Here is a 15,113-nt window from a genome sequence, read left to right on the forward strand (position 1 = left end):
TGGCTACTTCCAGTATTGCTCAACGGTAATATTACCCGGATCGCGGCGCAGGTTTTTCTTCAGGCCCATGCTGTGTAGCAGGTCTTTTGTGTCGGTAATCATTTGCGGATTACCACACAACATAACCTGTGAGCGCTCATTCAGCACCTGCTTGCATGAGCGCTGTAGTTCACCCGTTTGTATCAGCTGTGGCAGGCGTTTGTTTAAAGCGCCTGACATAGCTTCGCGCGTTACCACAGGTTGATAATGCAATTGGTTCGGGTACTGATGTTGCCAGTGCTGAATATAGTTACGGTAGGCTAAATCAGCGATGGTGCGTACAGTATGAACCAGCACAATATGCTTAAAACGCCGCCACAACGTATGGGTACCCAGCATTGATAAATACGGGCCTATGCCGGTGCCGCTTGATATTAACCATAAATTATCGCCATCCGGTACTTCATCCAGAATAAAAAAGCCCGAGGCAGGCTGACTGATGTCCAGCTTGTCACCCATTTTCAGTTGCTGCAGCAATGGCGACAGCAAGCCGTCTGCCACGGTGCTAACTAAAAACTCTGCCTCGTTGTTGCCGGGGCTATTAACCAGCGAGTAAGCACGTTGTACCCGGCCATCGGGTGTATCAAGAGCCAGCCGGACAAACTGACCGGCAATGAAGCCAAACGGCGCTGTTTGCACCTTAATGCTGAACAGATTGGCGTGCCAGTGATGATTCGCTGTTACCGTGCCGCTGAGCCATTGTGCCATCTTTAGTTTCCTTTAACTGCGCCCAGCTTTAGCCTAGCTAACAACAGAGGCTTACTCAAATAACTTTTTGTTTATCAGTGTGCTGACCGTGTATGCAAAACCGCTAAACTAATGCTGTGCTACATGCTATGTTATTGCCAATGTTTAACAGCACAGCAGTAACTATGAGCGGCACCTTTTTCTTCGGCGACTGGCAGGTTGAGCCTGCAGCCAATACATTACGGCGTGGTAAGTTGCTGCAGCAGCTTGAGCCCAAAGCCATGGACGTACTGGTATTGCTATGTAAGCACAGTGGTGAAGTGTTAAGCAGTGATGATATTGTCAGCCAATGCTGGCCCGATACCGACACCGGCGATAATCCGCTGCATAAAACCATTAATCAGCTGCGCCGGGCGCTGGGCGATACGGCAACCCGCTCCAGCTATATCGAAACTATTCGCAAGCGTGGCTACCGCACGCTGGCTGAGGTGCGCTTTCCACTGGGGCAGGAACAAAGCGCCCAACCGCAAAGCTGGCAGGGTGGTTCGCCATTTCCGGGGTTACAGGCTTATGATGCCCGTTACGCCAAAGTATTTTTTGGCCGCGGTGTACAAATTGACACCTTATTACAACGTATAGCGCAGCAGGTGCAATATGGCCGGGCTTTTTGTTTACTGCTTGGCCCAAGTGGCAGTGGTAAATCGTCGTTAATTAATGCCGGTGTTATGCCCAACCTGATGCAAAGTGGCGGCTACAACGGTATCCAGGTTATGGATTGTACCAGCCTGGATTTGGCCGACGTTGCGCAGCAGCAGCTATTCAGCAGCCTGGCCAGCGCGTTGCTGGACTGGGAGCTGGCCGGTACACCGGTATTTGACGGTGAAAGCGCTGACAGCCTGGCACAGCGGTTGTTGTATAGCCCGGAGCAGGTATTACAACAATGTCGTACTGAGCTAACACAGCAAAGCCAGAGCCGCCAGCGTTTCGCTTTGTTTGTTGATCGGCTGGAAGTATTGCTGTCATCCCCGCTGTTTAGCACCGATGAGCGTAAAACCTTTGTCGATTTACTCGAACTGTTCGCGAACTCCGACGCAGTGTTGGTATTAAGTGCCTGCCGTAATGAGTTTTACCCCTCACTGGTGGCTTACCCCAGCCTGATGGCAGGTAAGGGCCGTGGCGCCCATTTCGACTTAGCCCCTCCGGGCCGTGCTGAGCTGCTGCAGATGATCCGTTTACCGGCACTGGCGGCAAATTTAAGCTGGGACACTGATCCAGACACCGCTACACCACTGGACGAAATGTTGTGCAGCGAAGCGGCCAGTAACCCGGATGCACTGCCAATGCTACAGTACACCCTGCAGGAGCTGTATTTGCAGCGCAGCAAAGATAACCGCTTGCTGGTGTCGGTATATAAAGCGCTGGGCGGTATTGAAGGCGCCATTGGTAAAAATGCCGAGCAAGCGATTAAGCAACTGACAACCGCGCAAAAAGCCAGCTTACCGCGGGTGCTGTCGTTGCTGGTTACCCTGCGGGAAGACGAGCAAACCATTACTAGCCGCAGTGGGCGTGTGCAGCAACTGCAAACCGACGACGAGCGTATGCTGGTAAAAACTATGGTAGAGCATCGCTTGTTTGTGTCACACCTGCAAAATGGCGAGCCCTGTTTTAGCATAGCGCATGAAGCGCTGCTGCGCCGCTGGCCAAGGGCGACGGCCTGGATCACTGAGCACCACGACAGTTTAAGCGTTAAAAGCCGCTTACATCACTTAACCAACCGCTGGCAGGCTGAGGGTAAAAACAGTGCTTATTTGCTGGCAGAAGGTAAACCGCTGCAAGAAGCTCTGCTGCTGGCAAACAACCGTTTATTTCAGCTCGATGCAGAAGAAAGCTGCTTTATTCAGGCTTCAGCGAAAAAAGCCCGCATGCTGCGCTGGGGCCGACGAATGACTGTCGCATTATTGTGTGTCCTAACCTTTACTGCGGTAATGATGAGTTTCAAAAGTTTTGAAGCCGAGCAGCAAGCCCAGCAAAAGCGGCTGGCGGCAGAAAACCTGCTGGGTTTTATGGTGGGTGAGTTCGCCGATAAACTGCGCAGTATAGGCCGGATGGATTTACTTGATGGTATCAGCAATAAAGCGTTGGAGTATTTTAGTGATCTGTCCGACGAAGAAGAAAATCAGTTTAATTTTGACGCCCGCTTCCAGCATGGTCAAACACTTGCAGCTATGGGAGAAGTGGCATACTCGCGGGATAAACTGGACGAAGCTCATGCCGCGCTTCAGGCCAGCCAGTATAAGCTATTGCCGTTATTGGGACAGCAACCAGATAACCTTGCATTGTTAAAGACCTTAGGTGCAAATGCTTTTTGGCTTGGGCAGCTTAAGTACGATAAAAGTGACTGGGCCGGTTCAAGACCATTGTTTGAGCAGTACCTTAGTTATAGCCAGCAAATGTACGATATAGCACCTGACGATAAAGATGCACTGATGGAGTTGTCTTACGCTCATAATACGCTGGGCTCGGTGTCGATGAAGCAACAAAATTTTGTTGCAGCCCAGCAGGATTTTGAAAAATCGCTACAGCTTAAGTTGTTGGCACTAGCCAAAGAACCTGATAACAATCAATTGCTGGCAGATGTCGCTAATGCCAGATCCTGGCTGGCCAGCGCTGCACTAGCAAATGGCGCACTACAGGAAGTTATTGGCATCCATGAGGATATTCAGAGCAGCTTGGCAGCAGTACCAGCTATCAAGCAAGACTCCTATCTTACAGAGACACTAGCCATTAGTTATCATCAGTCATCTCTGTTACTACAGCATCGTAATCAAAATACAAATGCCAGAAAAAAAGCCGAATTAGCTTATGAATTATTAACCGAACTTATTCGCACAGATCCAGACAATCAAACATGGCGCATACAGTTGTATCAGATTAAGTTTATTTTGCTCAAACTGCAACCAGTGAATGAAGAGGTCGCCTATAGGCAGGATCCTGATTTGCTGATGCAAGCCCTGCGGCAGGATAAGAATAGTTTTGTTAGTAGCCCACGCTCACAGGTATTAGAACCCTTGTTACAACAGGCAATAATCCGTTATTTTTTGCAGCGTGATATTAAAGGTCAATTGAGTAGCCATATTAAGGCGGTTGACACTACTTTGTCTCAGCTACAAACTGAATATCCTGATAATCTGCAATATAAAGGTTGGTATGCAGAATTACATTTGCTCAAAGCTTTGTATTATAAGCAGGATGATAAATTAGATATGATGCAGCAAGCCTGTGAGCTAGCTCGGCAGGTGTTACAGCCAATTCAGGCTATCAATAAAGAGCCGCGCTATATCGCTCCATATGTAACTTCGCTGCAATGCTTAGGGCAGCTCAGTGAGTATGCAGATTTGCTTGCCTTAGTTGCAGCAGAAGGGATCGCTTCAACGGATTTTTAACCAAACGTAGAATAGGAATAATAACAATGGCATCAACTCAAAACAGCGCAACTTTCCTTCAGGTAATCGTAGATCTGGAAAACGGTGAACCGGTATTTAGTTATAAAAACTCAGCAGGTGAGCCGTGCAGTGGTGATGTGACTGTAACAGAAGCCAGTACAGTTACTTATCAACTTACAGATAATACAGGTAAAGGACTTAAATTTACTGGTGTTGGTTTTTTAACACCTTTCGACGGTATCGTAGACGCGGTTACGGTGAGTAGTGATGGTCAACTGGTACAAATTGTTGACCTTGATAAAACCGAAGGACAAACCAAGTTTCAGTTTGTATTGAGTAATGCAACAAATACATTGCTGGTACTAAGCCCAGATCCTGAAATTAAAAACCGCCCGAATAATTAAAATTTAAACTTAGTCAGTATGTATAAATCTAGGTATCGAAAGCCCCGTAAGGGGCTTTTTAGTCTTTTAAAATCAATAGATTAAATCAGAAGGTTGTCAGAAGGTTGTTTATATAGATAAAGGTTAAAGTTTGCTGCAGATAAGCCAACTGTAGCGGGATAACCTGATGACAAATTCACAGCGCAAAAATGAACTTCGGCCTTTGGCTCTGAATGATGACAGCTTATGGTCTGATGATGGCTGCAAAGAATTGTCACCGGGAATGGAAGTAGGCAGCTTTATTCAGTATCTGGCTGAAGCTGTATTGGTAGTTAGCCCGGACGGCGTTATCGAGTGCGCCAATGCCAAGGCGGCGTTATTACTTAATTGTGTAGATAAACCACTGATTGGCCAGCAGTGGCCGGAATTTTTAATGGGCCGCTGCCAGCAGCAGTATCAGGGCCTGGTAAAAATGGTGGCTAAACGGGTATTGTCTCTACAGGCTGGCCCTACTGAAATGGCACTGCGCTGTGCCGATGGTGAGGTAAAAGATATTGAGCTGTCGGTATCGTTTTTACCTGAACCAGAAGCGCATCTGGTGCTGGTAATGCGTGACCTTACACGCTACAAAGCCGAATATGAAAAACTGCGCCTGCAGGCCTCAACAGATGCGTTAACCGGCCTGGCTAACCGCCGTGCTTTTGATGAACAGTTGTTACAGCAGTGGCAGCAGTGCACCGCTGCCAGACGGCCCCTGAGTGTGGTGATTATCGATATCGACTTTTTTAAACAGTTTAACGATCGCCACGGTCATATTCAGGGCGATGCCTGTCTGCGTAAAGTGGCGGGTGCCATAGTGCAAGCCATGCCGGTAGATGCCAAACTGGCGGCGCGTTACGGCGGCGAAGAGTTTGCACTAATATTGCCGTATCACAACGAAATTATGGCGCTACAGGTTGCCCGCGATGTACAGCAGGCGGTACGCCAGCTGCAATTTACTGATGCAGGCTTACCTGCCGCGTTAACGGTGTCAGTAAGCCAGGGTATTGCCACTGAAATTAACGGCCAGTACCGTACCAGCATGGCATTGCTGTGCGCCGCCGATACGGCATTGTACCGTGCCAAAGCCGATGGCCGTGATTGTATTAATGCCAGTTGTTAAGCAAACACAGCAACAGTCTGGCGGCTGATAGCTGCCAGCTTACAGTCTGGTTGCCATAGTTTTGCCGCAATATGGTGGTAGCCATCGGCACCATATTCAATTTCTGCCAGATAACGCCACCAGTCGGTATTGTTAAAAGACAAGTCATGGGCAATAAATTCAATGGTCCAGGTTAGTGAGCTGGCAGGTGCAGGCTGATTAAGCAGCGTAAGGCTTACCGGTGGCCAGGCGTCAACCAGTGCCAACAGCTCCAGAATACCGGCCTGCTTGCTCTCGTTGCCAGCCATACGAATATCACCACCCAGCTCACGCACCTTACTGGCACTGAACGGCAGTTGCCCCCGAGCTATATGATAATCAAAGTGCAGGGTAAATTCCGGTGCCGGGCCTTGTTTTGGCAACACCTGTACAGGCTGTGCGGGCCACTGCGGCGCGGTGTCCGCTGCAAGCTGATGGGCTGATGGGCGCGCGGTGCCAAAGCTCGCCAGCAGCATCAATGCAACCTGGCCATCCTGTTCAATTTCAACCTGGGCCTGAATAACCGACTTACCCTGACGTAATATACGCCGCTGTGCCTTGGCTTTACCGGCATTTAACGGTGCTACAAAAGACACCGACACTGAACGCAGCGGCATTGCCTCTGGTATCACCGGCAGTAAGTGCGCCATGGCCAGTGCAGCAGCCATACCGCCAAATACCGCCCGGCCCTGGCCCCATTGTGTGGGTACCTCAATGATAACGCTATCCGGTTTATCCGCGCCAAACTGCTGCATTACCTGAGAAAAATGCATTTAAATACTCCGCATAAAATATAACGATTAACTCTGTCAGTGTGCCAGCACAGACCAGAGCATTTTAAGGCTCAGCAACATCAGTAATACACCAAATACCCGTTTTAATGTGACTACCGGTAATTTATGTGCCAGTTTGGCACCAAGCGGAGCGCTGATAAAACTGGCTGCCGACATTAACAGCACACCGGGTAAATACACCAGGCCAACAGCATAGGGTAAATCCAGCCCCGGCTGGCTGTTAAGCATGTAGCCTGCAGTGCCAGCAATTGAAATAGGCAAACCCACAGCAGCTGAGGTGCCAATGGCTTTTTTGATATCAATGCTGCGTGAGGTAAGGTAGGGCACCGTTAGCGAGCCTCCACCGATAGACACTATGGCAGATACCGCACCAATGCCGGTGCCAACCGCTACCAGCTCGGTTTTGGAGGCATGTTTTTCACCACCAGAGGGTTTTTTATTACGCAGCATATTTATGGCGACATAGCCCATAAACAAGGCGAAAAAAATGGCCAGATATAACGAACTTACCTGGGCGGCCAGAAAGGTGGCTAGGAAGGTACCAAGAATGACACCCGGTGCCATCGTCTTTACCAGCGGCCATAGCACGCCGCCTTTGGCATGGTGCGCGCGCATACTGGAAACAGATGTCATAACAATAGCGGCCATTGATGTACCCAGCGCCAGATGCACTACATGCTCCGGTGCTATACCCTGTGCCAGAAAAATACTGGTAAGCAGCGGCACCATGATACCGCCCCCACCTATGCCCAATAGCCCTGCCATAAAACCGGCAAAGCTGCCTAATAATAAAAATGCTAATAACCACTCTACAGCCATACCAAACCTTCAATTATTGATGTAGTCGCTTAACGTTTTACGCTTTGGGAAGTGAACAAAACATCTTATCTGATCTGAAACCTGCTTGCAGAATACTTTTTGTCATAAATTTGCCTTACAGCCGTGTTATAACTGCGCCCGTTATGAATAAATACTTATATTTTTTACGTCATGCTACTGCAGAAGTTATCCGGCCTAATCAGCTGGATATAGACCGCTGTCTGATAGAAAAAGGCCGTTTACAGGCACGCCGTGTGGCCGCCTTTATGCAGCGTCACAGCATTATTGTTGAAACAGTGCTTAGCAGCCCGTATCCAAGGGCCGTACAAACAGCAGCTATTGTCTGCAAAGAGGCCGGTTTTATCCCTGCCAGTGAGCAGGCCTGGCTGGCGCTGGAAACACCAACTGATATTGCTTATAACCATTTAACAGATCAACTCACAGCATTGCCTGTGCACAGCTTACTGGTGGGGCACGAGCCAGATTTCTCTGCACTGATAAGCAGCTTGCTGGGTAGCGACAAGCTATTGCTTAATATCCGTAAATCGTCATTAACCTGTATTGGTTTTTGCAGTGAAAGCAACCGTTTTGAATTACAGTGGTCAGTACCGGCGCGCTTTATGTAATCGCTGCTGTTTGCTAACACAACGGTGTTGCCATTGGCCACACAGTGCGGCAAAGTAATTAAAACTCCTTATCCATGCGGTTATGCAGCACTATTTATTTGTTTATGGCACCTTACGGCAAAACGCCAATCATCCTATGCACCAGCTACTGGCACAGCACAGCCGTTTTATTGGCAAAGCCCGTTATCAGGCCCAGTTGTATCGGATAGATTATTACCCCGGTGCAGTACCGTCGAATAACGTAGCCGATCAGGTAGTAGGGGAGCTGTATCAGCTGATACAGCCGGATCTTCTGCTACCTGAGCTGGATAATTACGAAGAATGCAGCTCTCGGTTTACACCGCCACACGAGTATCGGCGTGAACAGCAAAACATCACGCTGGATAACGGCTACAGTGTTGTCGCATGGGTCTATGTGTATAACCGCAACACCGACGGGCTGGCGTTAATTCACAGCGGCGATTTTCTGGCTGATCAAATCGCGCAGTAAATTTCACACTTAGTTTGATAAGTGTAAAGAAATGCTTTACACTTTTGTCATTGATGAGGGAGTAACATGGCGATAAAGAACTTTAAGCACAAAGGTCTGAAGAAGCTTTTTCTGCATGGCGACCATAGCGGTGTTCAACCAAAGCACGCTATAAAGCTTACGATAATTCTCGACGCCATCGCTGCATCACATCAACCAAGAGATTTACGGGCACTGTTTCAGGCAAAATTTGCGGAAAAAGTAGGTTCCGGAGCCGGTGTTTATTCGATTGAGGTTAACGGCAATTGGCGGGTGACGTTCGAACTGGAAGACGACGGTGCCATATTGCTGGATTACCGCGATTACCATGGTAAACAAATTCGGGCGCAAAAATAGTTTGGTAAATGCGGATAAGAGTTTGGAGGATATGATGGAAAAAATGACGCGTTGTCCCACGCATCCAGGGTTGATTTTTCGTATCCAGATCCTGGAAGAGAATGCTATATCGGTAACCAAAGCTGCCAAAGCACTGGGTGTTTCCCGCACTACTATGAGCAATTTTTGCCATGGTCATATACCGTGTTCAGCTGATTTGGCGCAGCGTATCGCGCTGGCAACAGACAGTAATGTGGGATTATGGATTAATCTGCAGGCTAATTATGATGCTTGGCAGGCTGAACACGGCGAGCAGCCGGTAGTTGAAAAACTGATATTAAACAGCGCCGCCTGAACGCTGTAATTAGGCGGATGTCTTGAGCATACTAAAGCAGCTGTTTCGTTGGCAAAAAGGCCGCCAGCAAAGCGGTTACGATAAAATGTTGCTGGCAGGCGCGTACTGGCCGCTAAAATTCGATTGTTACCTGCTGCGTTTTCCGCAAGGCTGCGAAGTGCCACCACATAAAGATGCTGTAAGCAGTGGCAGGCATTACCGTCTGAACGTTGTGCTTAAAAAAGCAAAAAAGGGCGGCGACTTTATCTGCGCTACACCGATTTATCAGAACTCCCGCATTAAATTCTTTCGGCCCGATCTGTGCGAGCATGCAGTTACCCAAGTAGAGCAGGGCAGCCGCTATTTGCTCAGTGTTGGTTGGGTAAGGGGATACTTCGATGAATGAAATGGTACAAATTGGGAAAGAGCTGATAAATCTGTATGCTTTCAGTGAATCTCCTAAACGATCCTTTTCACGAGTAGGTTGGGTGTCAGATGATTGCTCTGGAGCAGCAGATTATTTAGCTTTATTAGCCTATCCATTAGAAAGCGAAGACTCTAAACGGATCAACTTCAAGAATGCCATGTTAAGTGCACTGGTTAGGTCTGAGTGCAAAGGTAAAGGCATGTCAGCAATTAAAGCAAAAATGATTGAACAGTTCGGGTTATCTGACTTAATGATCTGGCGAGATATTGATAGAGCCCTAACAGGTAGTCCTAATAAGTTGGGAGGGGGAGTAAAAAAGCTAAAAGATAGATTGCACTCACATCATGTTTTCGTCGCATATGACTCTTCACTTAGCCAAAATGCAGGCTGTTCATTTAATGATGTTTTAAGCCATATTTCCAGTGCTTACGAGTCGCGTAGGTCGACGTTTCAAGAGCCGGACTTTCGATTAGATAATTTAAAAAAAATTTTTAGAGCAAGCCGGCCTGTGATTCATCTGACATATGGTTACGTAATAAGCTGTCAAAGTATCGGGCTGGCAAATGATTTGGGACAAGTTCCTCATATTAATAAAATGCTTCGTAACCCGAATTGGCTCGGCAAGGCTTTAGAGCTCTCAGAAGTAGTGCTCGGCCTACAACTATACGAATATGAATCTGAACTCAAAACGGGAAAAAAATTACGCGGGCACAAGTTTAACCCAACAGAGGTTGTGCATTTAAAGCCTATGGTATCTGCTCACTCAAAAGATGATCCAATTTCTACCCCCGGAGAATTGAGCACCTCCATGTAATATTGCTTTATCGCAATACGATTACTGAGGTGAGAAATGTCATGCTTGCTGGAGCAATATGCTTTATCTGAATATTTTTTAAGGGTAAGAATATCAGAACTCAGAGGCACAAGAACTGCCCAATTAAGCAACACGAAAGTTTTAGAAATTGAAAAGCTAGAAAAAGAGATTAAACGCATAGCTGTCAAAAAAGAGTTAGCTTCAAACTTGAGTACAAAGTTTGATATAGAATATTGACCATCTGCGATTATGTTGTATCAGTGGTATGGGGCCTTCAAAAAAGGCCGCAAATGCGGCCTTTTTTATCACTAAAGCAAATGCTTAATGACGGAAGTGGCGTACACCGGTAAACACCATTGCCATGCCGTGCTCGTCGGCAGCGGCGATAACTTCAGCGTCGCGCATTGAACCACCTGGCTGGATCACTGCAGTAATGCCAGCTGCAGCAGCAGCGTCGATACCGTCGCGGAATGGGAAGAAAGCGTCTGAGGCCATTACTGAGCCTTTTACTTCCAGCTTCTCGTCAGCAGCTTTAATACCGGCAATTTTCGCGCTATAAACGCGGCTCATTTGCCCAGCGCCGACACCAATGGTCATGCTGTCTTTTACGTACACAATGGCGTTAGATTTTACAAACTTAGCGACCTTCCAGCAGAACAGTAAGTCTTTTAACTCTTGTTCGGTAGGCTGGCGCTTGGTCACTACTTTTAAGTCATCCGCAGCCACTTTAGCCTGATCGCGATCCTGCAACAGCATGCCGCCGTTAACCTGTTTAACATCCAGCGCCGGTGCAGCCAGGCTGAAGTTGCCGCATACCAAAAGGCGCACGTTTGGCTTGGTGCTCACTACGGCAACTGCAGCGTCGGTGGCTGAAGGTGCAATAATCACTTCAACAAACTGGCGGCTGACAATTTCTTTTGCCGTGGTTTCATCTAATTCGCGGTTAAAAGCAATAATGCCACCGAAGGCTGAAGTTGGATCGGTCTGGTAGGCACGGTTATAAGCTGCCAGAATCGAATCACCAATGGCTACACCGCATGGGTTAGCGTGCTTAACGATAACACAGGCCGGTTCAGCAAATTCTTTTACGCATTCCAGCGCGGCATCGGTGTCGGCGATATTGTTGTACGACAACGCCTTGCCTTGTAACTGTGTGGCAGTGGATACAGATGCTTCAGTAGCACCTTTCTGCACATAAAACGCCGCGCTTTGGTGGCTGTTTTCGCCGTAGCGTAAGTCTTGTTTTTTAACGAACTGGCTGTTAAAGGTGCGCGGGAACTTAGTTGCTGGCTCTGCCGGTGTATCGTAAGCCGGTAACATGGCGCCAAAGTAGTTGGCTATCATGCCGTCGTACTGTGCGGTGTGTTCAAAAGCGCTGATCGCCAGGCTAAAACGGGTGGCGTGAGTGGTTGCGCCGCCGTTGGCCTGCATTTCTGCCAGTACGGTGTCGTAGTCTTTGGCGTTAACAACAATTGTCACATCTTTGTGGTTTTTCGCAGCCGCGCGTACCATAGTCGGGCCGCCGATATCGATATTTTCCACCGCATCTTCCAGCGTACAGCCTGGCTTGGCTACGGTGCTGGCAAACGGATACAGGTTTACTACCACTAAGTCGATAGGGCCGATATTGTTGTCAGCCATTACGCTTTCGTCCACGCCGCGCCGGGCTAAAATACCGCCGTGAATTTTCGGGTGCAGGGTTTTTACCCGGCCGTCCATAATTTCCGGGTGGCCGGTGTAGTCAGACACTTCTGTAACCTTAATGCCTTGTTCGGCCAACAGTTTGGCAGTGCCGCCGGTTGACAGTATATCCACCTGTTGTGCGGCCAGCGCACGGGCGAACTCTACAATACCGGTTTTGTCTGACACACTCAGCAGTGCGCGGCGGATGGGTCTTAATGTCGTCATGCTTAGACTCTCTTGTAGCTTGCAGAAATCAGATTTTAACCTAACCAATAAAAAAGCACCCGAAGGTGCTTAGTGGCGGGGCGCTGGCCCCGCGGTGGCATTAGCTCATGCCGTACTGTTTCAGCTTCTTGCGCAGCGTGCCGCGGTTGATGCCCATCAGGTTGGCGGCGCGGGTTTGGTTACCGCGGGTATATTTCATCACTTCTTCCAGTAACGGACGCTCTAATTCAGATAATACCAGTTCATATAAATCGTTAACGTCCTGACCGTTTAATTGCTGCAGGTAGTTAGCTACTGCTTTTTGCGCGGCAGTGCTTAAAGCTTGTGGCTTTTCCTGCGTTTGTACGTGGGCGTTAGTAATAAATGGCGAAGTAACGTTCGAATTAAACATTGCTTTTCTCTTTTACGTTAGGTTGCTGCTAGTTGATGAAAATAGTCATTTAAGGCGTCAAGCTGTTGCTTAGCACATTCAATGCCATTGAATTCACTACGAAAATTTCCGAGCGTGTCGTGCTCAGCTAAATACCAGCCCACATGCTTGCGGGCAATGCGGGAACCGGCATGCTCACCATAAAGCTGGTGTAAACCCTGCACATGTTCCTGCATGATCTGACGTACTTCGGCTATGCCGGGGGGCGCCAGTTTGTCGCCAGTGGCCAGATAATGCACCACTTCGCGGAAAATCCATGGCCGTCCCTGTGCTGCGCGGCCAATCATAATGGCGTCAGCACCGGTGTAATCCAGCACATAGCGCGCTTTTTCCGGCCCGGTGATGTCGCCATTGGCAATTACCGGGATTGACACACTTTGTTTAATGGCGCGGATGGTGTCATATTCCGCTTCACCTTTGTACATGCAGGCGCGTGTCCTGCCGTGTACTGCCAGTGCCTGTATGCCGTTATCCTGTGCAATACGGGCAATCTGAATACCGTTTTTGTGCTCTGGATCCCAGCCGGTGCGTATTTTTAACGTAACCGGTACCTTAACCGCATCGACCACAGCGCGTACAATTTGTTTCACTAAATCCGGGTACTGCAATAACGCAGAGCCAGCCAGTTTCTTATTCACTTTTTTTGCCGGGCAACCCATGTTGATGTCGATAATATCGGCACCGATGTCAACATTGTATTGGGCAGCCTCAGCCATTTGCTGTGGATCTGCACCAGCAATTTGTACTGAACGAATACCAGACTCTTGCCGGTGGCCCATGCGATTTTGTGATTTTTCGCTTTGCCATACCAATGGGTTGCTCGACAGCATTTCAGATACAGCTAATGCTGCACCAAAACGCCGGCAAAGCTCACGAAAAGTGTGATCGGTTACTCCGGCCATCGGAGCACAAATTACCTTGTTCGCTAACTGATATGGACCTATGCGCACCACGTAATCCAAGGCTCTACCCGTAAGGGGCGCTAAGTTTACGGATTTTTGCTGCCAAAGCAAAGGCTATTATTTAAACAAAAGTGTAAATTTACTGGCCTTTGCTGTCTTGACATTCGCTAAACGGCTGAAAATTGGTGTTTTGTAAAGCTGAGACAACAGTAGTATGCGGGGTGGCGAAAATGAAAATTGTAACGCTGTTGGTTTTATCACCAGAGATATTAAGGTTTGAAACTGAAAGTTGTGGTGTCACTGAAACGGTTTGCTCACACCAACACGCTGTAAATACGTCCCTCTAGGCTCGATTATAAACTTCATCCATGAAGTTTATCCTGCGGACCAGCGTAGCTGTTCAAATTCGCTCCCGGCGCATTTGTCAGCATCCATGCCTTCAACGGTTGGTTTAGAGCAAATCGTTTCGCTTAATCGGTTCTTTTGTCTGTTCAAGTTCCCAGCCAGTCTACCTGACCGCGTGCCTGGCGCCGTTTTATCATCAGCTCTTCAATCAGCGGCGTTAAAATCAACTCCATTGCCAGGCCCATTTTGCCTCCGGGCACCACCAGCGTATTAACCCGCGACATAAAAGCGCCGTTGATCATTTGCAGGTAGTAGGGGAAATCAACGTGTTTGATACCGCGAAAGCGGATCACGACAAAGCTTTCATCCAGTGACGGTATATCTTTGGCGCTGAACGGGTTAGAGGTGTCTACGGTAGGTACGCGCTGGAAGTTAATGTGGGTGCGGGAAAACTGCGGCGTAATATGGTTAATATAGTCATCCATACTGCGCACAATACTGGCTTGCACGGCCTCCCGGCTGTGGCCGCGCTCAGAGGTATCGCGGATAATTTTCTGGATCCACTCTAAGTTAACTATCGGCACCATGCCGATCAGCAAATCAACATGCTGGGCAACATTATGTTGTCCGGTAACGGCACCGCCATGCAGGCCTTCGTAAAATAGTAAGTCGGTATTGGCGCGTAAATCCTGCCATGGGGTAAAAGTACCCGGTAGCTGGTTATAAGGCACGGCCTCGTCAAAAGTATGCAGATAATGGCGTATTTTACCGCAGCCGGTTTCGCCATAGCTGGCAAAGAAGTTTTCTAACGCACCAAAATCATTGGCTTCAGGGCCAAAGTAGCTAATGTATCTCCCGGCTTCTTTGGCTTTACGGATCTCTACTTCCATTTCCGGGCGGCTGAAACGGTGAAAACTATCACCTTCAACAAAGGCGGCATCTATATCCAGCGTGCGGAAAATATGCTGAAAGGCAGTCGAGGTTGTGCTGGTACCGGCGCCGGAGGAACCGGTAATAGCAATAATAGGGTTTTTATGTGACATAGGCGCGGCCCGCTAAGCTAACTGAACCTCACCTTAAAGCATACGGTTAAGCGGGTGCAACTGTTTATTGTTATGTTAATAACACCATAGCCGCT

At 48.4% G+C, this 15,113-nt stretch carries 17 protein-coding genes; 10 read left to right on the top strand and 7 right to left on the bottom strand.

What is annotated here, in order from left to right; all coding sequences use genetic code 11:
• Positions 1–3: 3 nt before the first annotated feature.
• Complete coding sequence (locus M2404_RS06010) at positions 4–747, bottom strand: ferredoxin--NADP reductase (RefSeq protein WP_259238825.1); 744 nt, start codon at positions 745–747, stop codon at positions 4–6.
• A 164-nt stretch (positions 748–911) separates the two neighbouring features.
• On the opposite strand from M2404_RS06010, the gene M2404_RS06015 reads away from it, so the two are divergent.
• From M2404_RS06015 to M2404_RS06025, 3 genes are all read left to right on the top strand, one after another.
• Complete coding sequence (locus M2404_RS06015) at positions 912–4,169, top strand: nSTAND1 domain-containing NTPase (RefSeq protein ID WP_259238826.1); 3,258 nt, start codon at positions 912–914, stop codon at positions 4,167–4,169.
• A 26-nt stretch (positions 4,170–4,195) separates the two neighbouring features.
• Positions 4,196–4,573 carry a DP-EP family protein gene (locus M2404_RS06020; protein ID WP_259238827.1) on the top strand — a complete coding sequence of 126 codons (378 nt, stop codon included), beginning with the start codon at positions 4,196–4,198 and terminating at the stop codon, positions 4,571–4,573.
• Between the two features lie 166 nt (positions 4,574–4,739).
• Positions 4,740–5,714 (top strand): sensor domain-containing diguanylate cyclase, encoded by a 975-nt coding sequence (locus M2404_RS06025; RefSeq protein ID WP_259238828.1) that lies wholly within the window; start codon positions 4,740–4,742, stop codon positions 5,712–5,714.
• Here the strand turns inward: M2404_RS06025 and M2404_RS06030 are convergent.
• Together M2404_RS06030 and M2404_RS06035 are read right to left on the bottom strand one after the other, a co-directional pair.
• A complete protein-coding gene (locus M2404_RS06030) occupies positions 5,711–6,505 on the bottom strand; it encodes an acyl-CoA thioesterase (RefSeq protein ID WP_259238829.1) in 795 nt (264 codons plus the stop codon). The genes M2404_RS06025 and M2404_RS06030 overlap by 4 nt on opposite strands.
• 36 nt (positions 6,506–6,541) lie before the next feature.
• Positions 6,542–7,345, bottom strand: a complete 804-nt coding sequence (locus M2404_RS06035) for a sulfite exporter TauE/SafE family protein (protein ID WP_259238831.1) — start codon at positions 7,343–7,345, stop codon at positions 6,542–6,544.
• A gap of 143 nt (positions 7,346–7,488) precedes the next feature.
• On the opposite strand from M2404_RS06035, the gene M2404_RS06040 reads away from it, so the two are divergent.
• The 7 genes from M2404_RS06040 to M2404_RS06070 all read left to right on the top strand — a co-directional run bounded on the left by M2404_RS06040 (position 7,489) and on the right by M2404_RS06070 (position 10,627).
• Positions 7,489–7,971, top strand: a complete 483-nt coding sequence (locus tag M2404_RS06040) for a SixA phosphatase family protein (protein WP_259238832.1) — start codon at positions 7,489–7,491, stop codon at positions 7,969–7,971.
• Positions 7,972–8,053: 82 nt separating this feature from the next.
• Positions 8,054–8,461: a gamma-glutamylcyclotransferase family protein gene (locus M2404_RS06045; protein ID WP_259238833.1), complete on the top strand. Its 408-nt coding sequence runs from the start codon at positions 8,054–8,056 to the stop codon at positions 8,459–8,461.
• A gap of 66 nt (positions 8,462–8,527) precedes the next feature.
• Positions 8,528–8,836, top strand: coding sequence for a type II toxin-antitoxin system RelE/ParE family toxin (locus M2404_RS06050; protein ID WP_259238835.1), 309 nt, complete (start codon positions 8,528–8,530; stop codon positions 8,834–8,836).
• A gap of 43 nt (positions 8,837–8,879) precedes the next feature.
• The gene (locus M2404_RS06055; protein ID WP_259238836.1) at positions 8,880–9,170 is read left to right on the top strand and encodes a HigA family addiction module antitoxin; all 291 of its coding nucleotides are present in this window, start codon (positions 8,880–8,882) and stop codon (positions 9,168–9,170) included.
• Positions 9,171–9,192: 22 nt separating this feature from the next.
• Positions 9,193–9,555: a 2OG-Fe(II) oxygenase family protein gene (locus tag M2404_RS06060; RefSeq protein ID WP_259238837.1), complete on the top strand. Its 363-nt coding sequence runs from the start codon at positions 9,193–9,195 to the stop codon at positions 9,553–9,555.
• A complete protein-coding gene (locus M2404_RS06065; protein WP_259238838.1) occupies positions 9,548–10,390 on the top strand; it encodes a hypothetical protein in 843 nt (280 codons plus the stop codon). The genes M2404_RS06060 and M2404_RS06065 overlap by 8 nt, the downstream gene beginning before the upstream one ends.
• Before the next feature lie 36 nt (positions 10,391–10,426).
• The gene (locus tag M2404_RS06070; protein WP_259238839.1) at positions 10,427–10,627 is read left to right on the top strand and encodes a hypothetical protein; all 201 of its coding nucleotides are present in this window, start codon (positions 10,427–10,429) and stop codon (positions 10,625–10,627) included.
• Positions 10,628–10,711: 84 nt separating this feature from the next.
• Here M2404_RS06070 and purH read toward each other — a convergent pair whose 3' ends face one another.
• From purH to M2404_RS06090, 4 genes are all read right to left on the bottom strand, one after another.
• Positions 10,712–12,298: a bifunctional phosphoribosylaminoimidazolecarboxamide formyltransferase/IMP cyclohydrolase gene (gene purH / locus M2404_RS06075; protein WP_259238840.1), complete on the bottom strand. Its 1,587-nt coding sequence runs from the start codon at positions 12,296–12,298 to the stop codon at positions 10,712–10,714.
• Between the two features lie 100 nt (positions 12,299–12,398).
• On the bottom strand, positions 12,399–12,689 hold the full coding sequence (gene fis / locus M2404_RS06080; RefSeq protein ID WP_092789540.1) for a DNA-binding transcriptional regulator Fis: 291 nt from the start codon (positions 12,687–12,689) through the stop codon (positions 12,399–12,401).
• A gap of 17 nt (positions 12,690–12,706) precedes the next feature.
• On the bottom strand, positions 12,707–13,681 hold the full coding sequence (gene dusB / locus M2404_RS06085; protein ID WP_473091808.1) for a tRNA dihydrouridine synthase DusB: 975 nt from the start codon (positions 13,679–13,681) through the stop codon (positions 12,707–12,709).
• A 440-nt stretch (positions 13,682–14,121) separates the two neighbouring features.
• Positions 14,122–15,018: a phosphoribulokinase gene (locus tag M2404_RS06090; protein WP_259238842.1), complete on the bottom strand. Its 897-nt coding sequence runs from the start codon at positions 15,016–15,018 to the stop codon at positions 14,122–14,124.
• Between the last annotated feature and the right edge of the window lie 95 nt (positions 15,019–15,113).

Origin of the sequence: Rheinheimera pacifica, assembly GCF_024809855.1 — a bacterium.
Classification (GTDB): Bacteria; Pseudomonadota; Gammaproteobacteria; order Enterobacterales; family Alteromonadaceae; genus Alishewanella; species Alishewanella pacifica_A.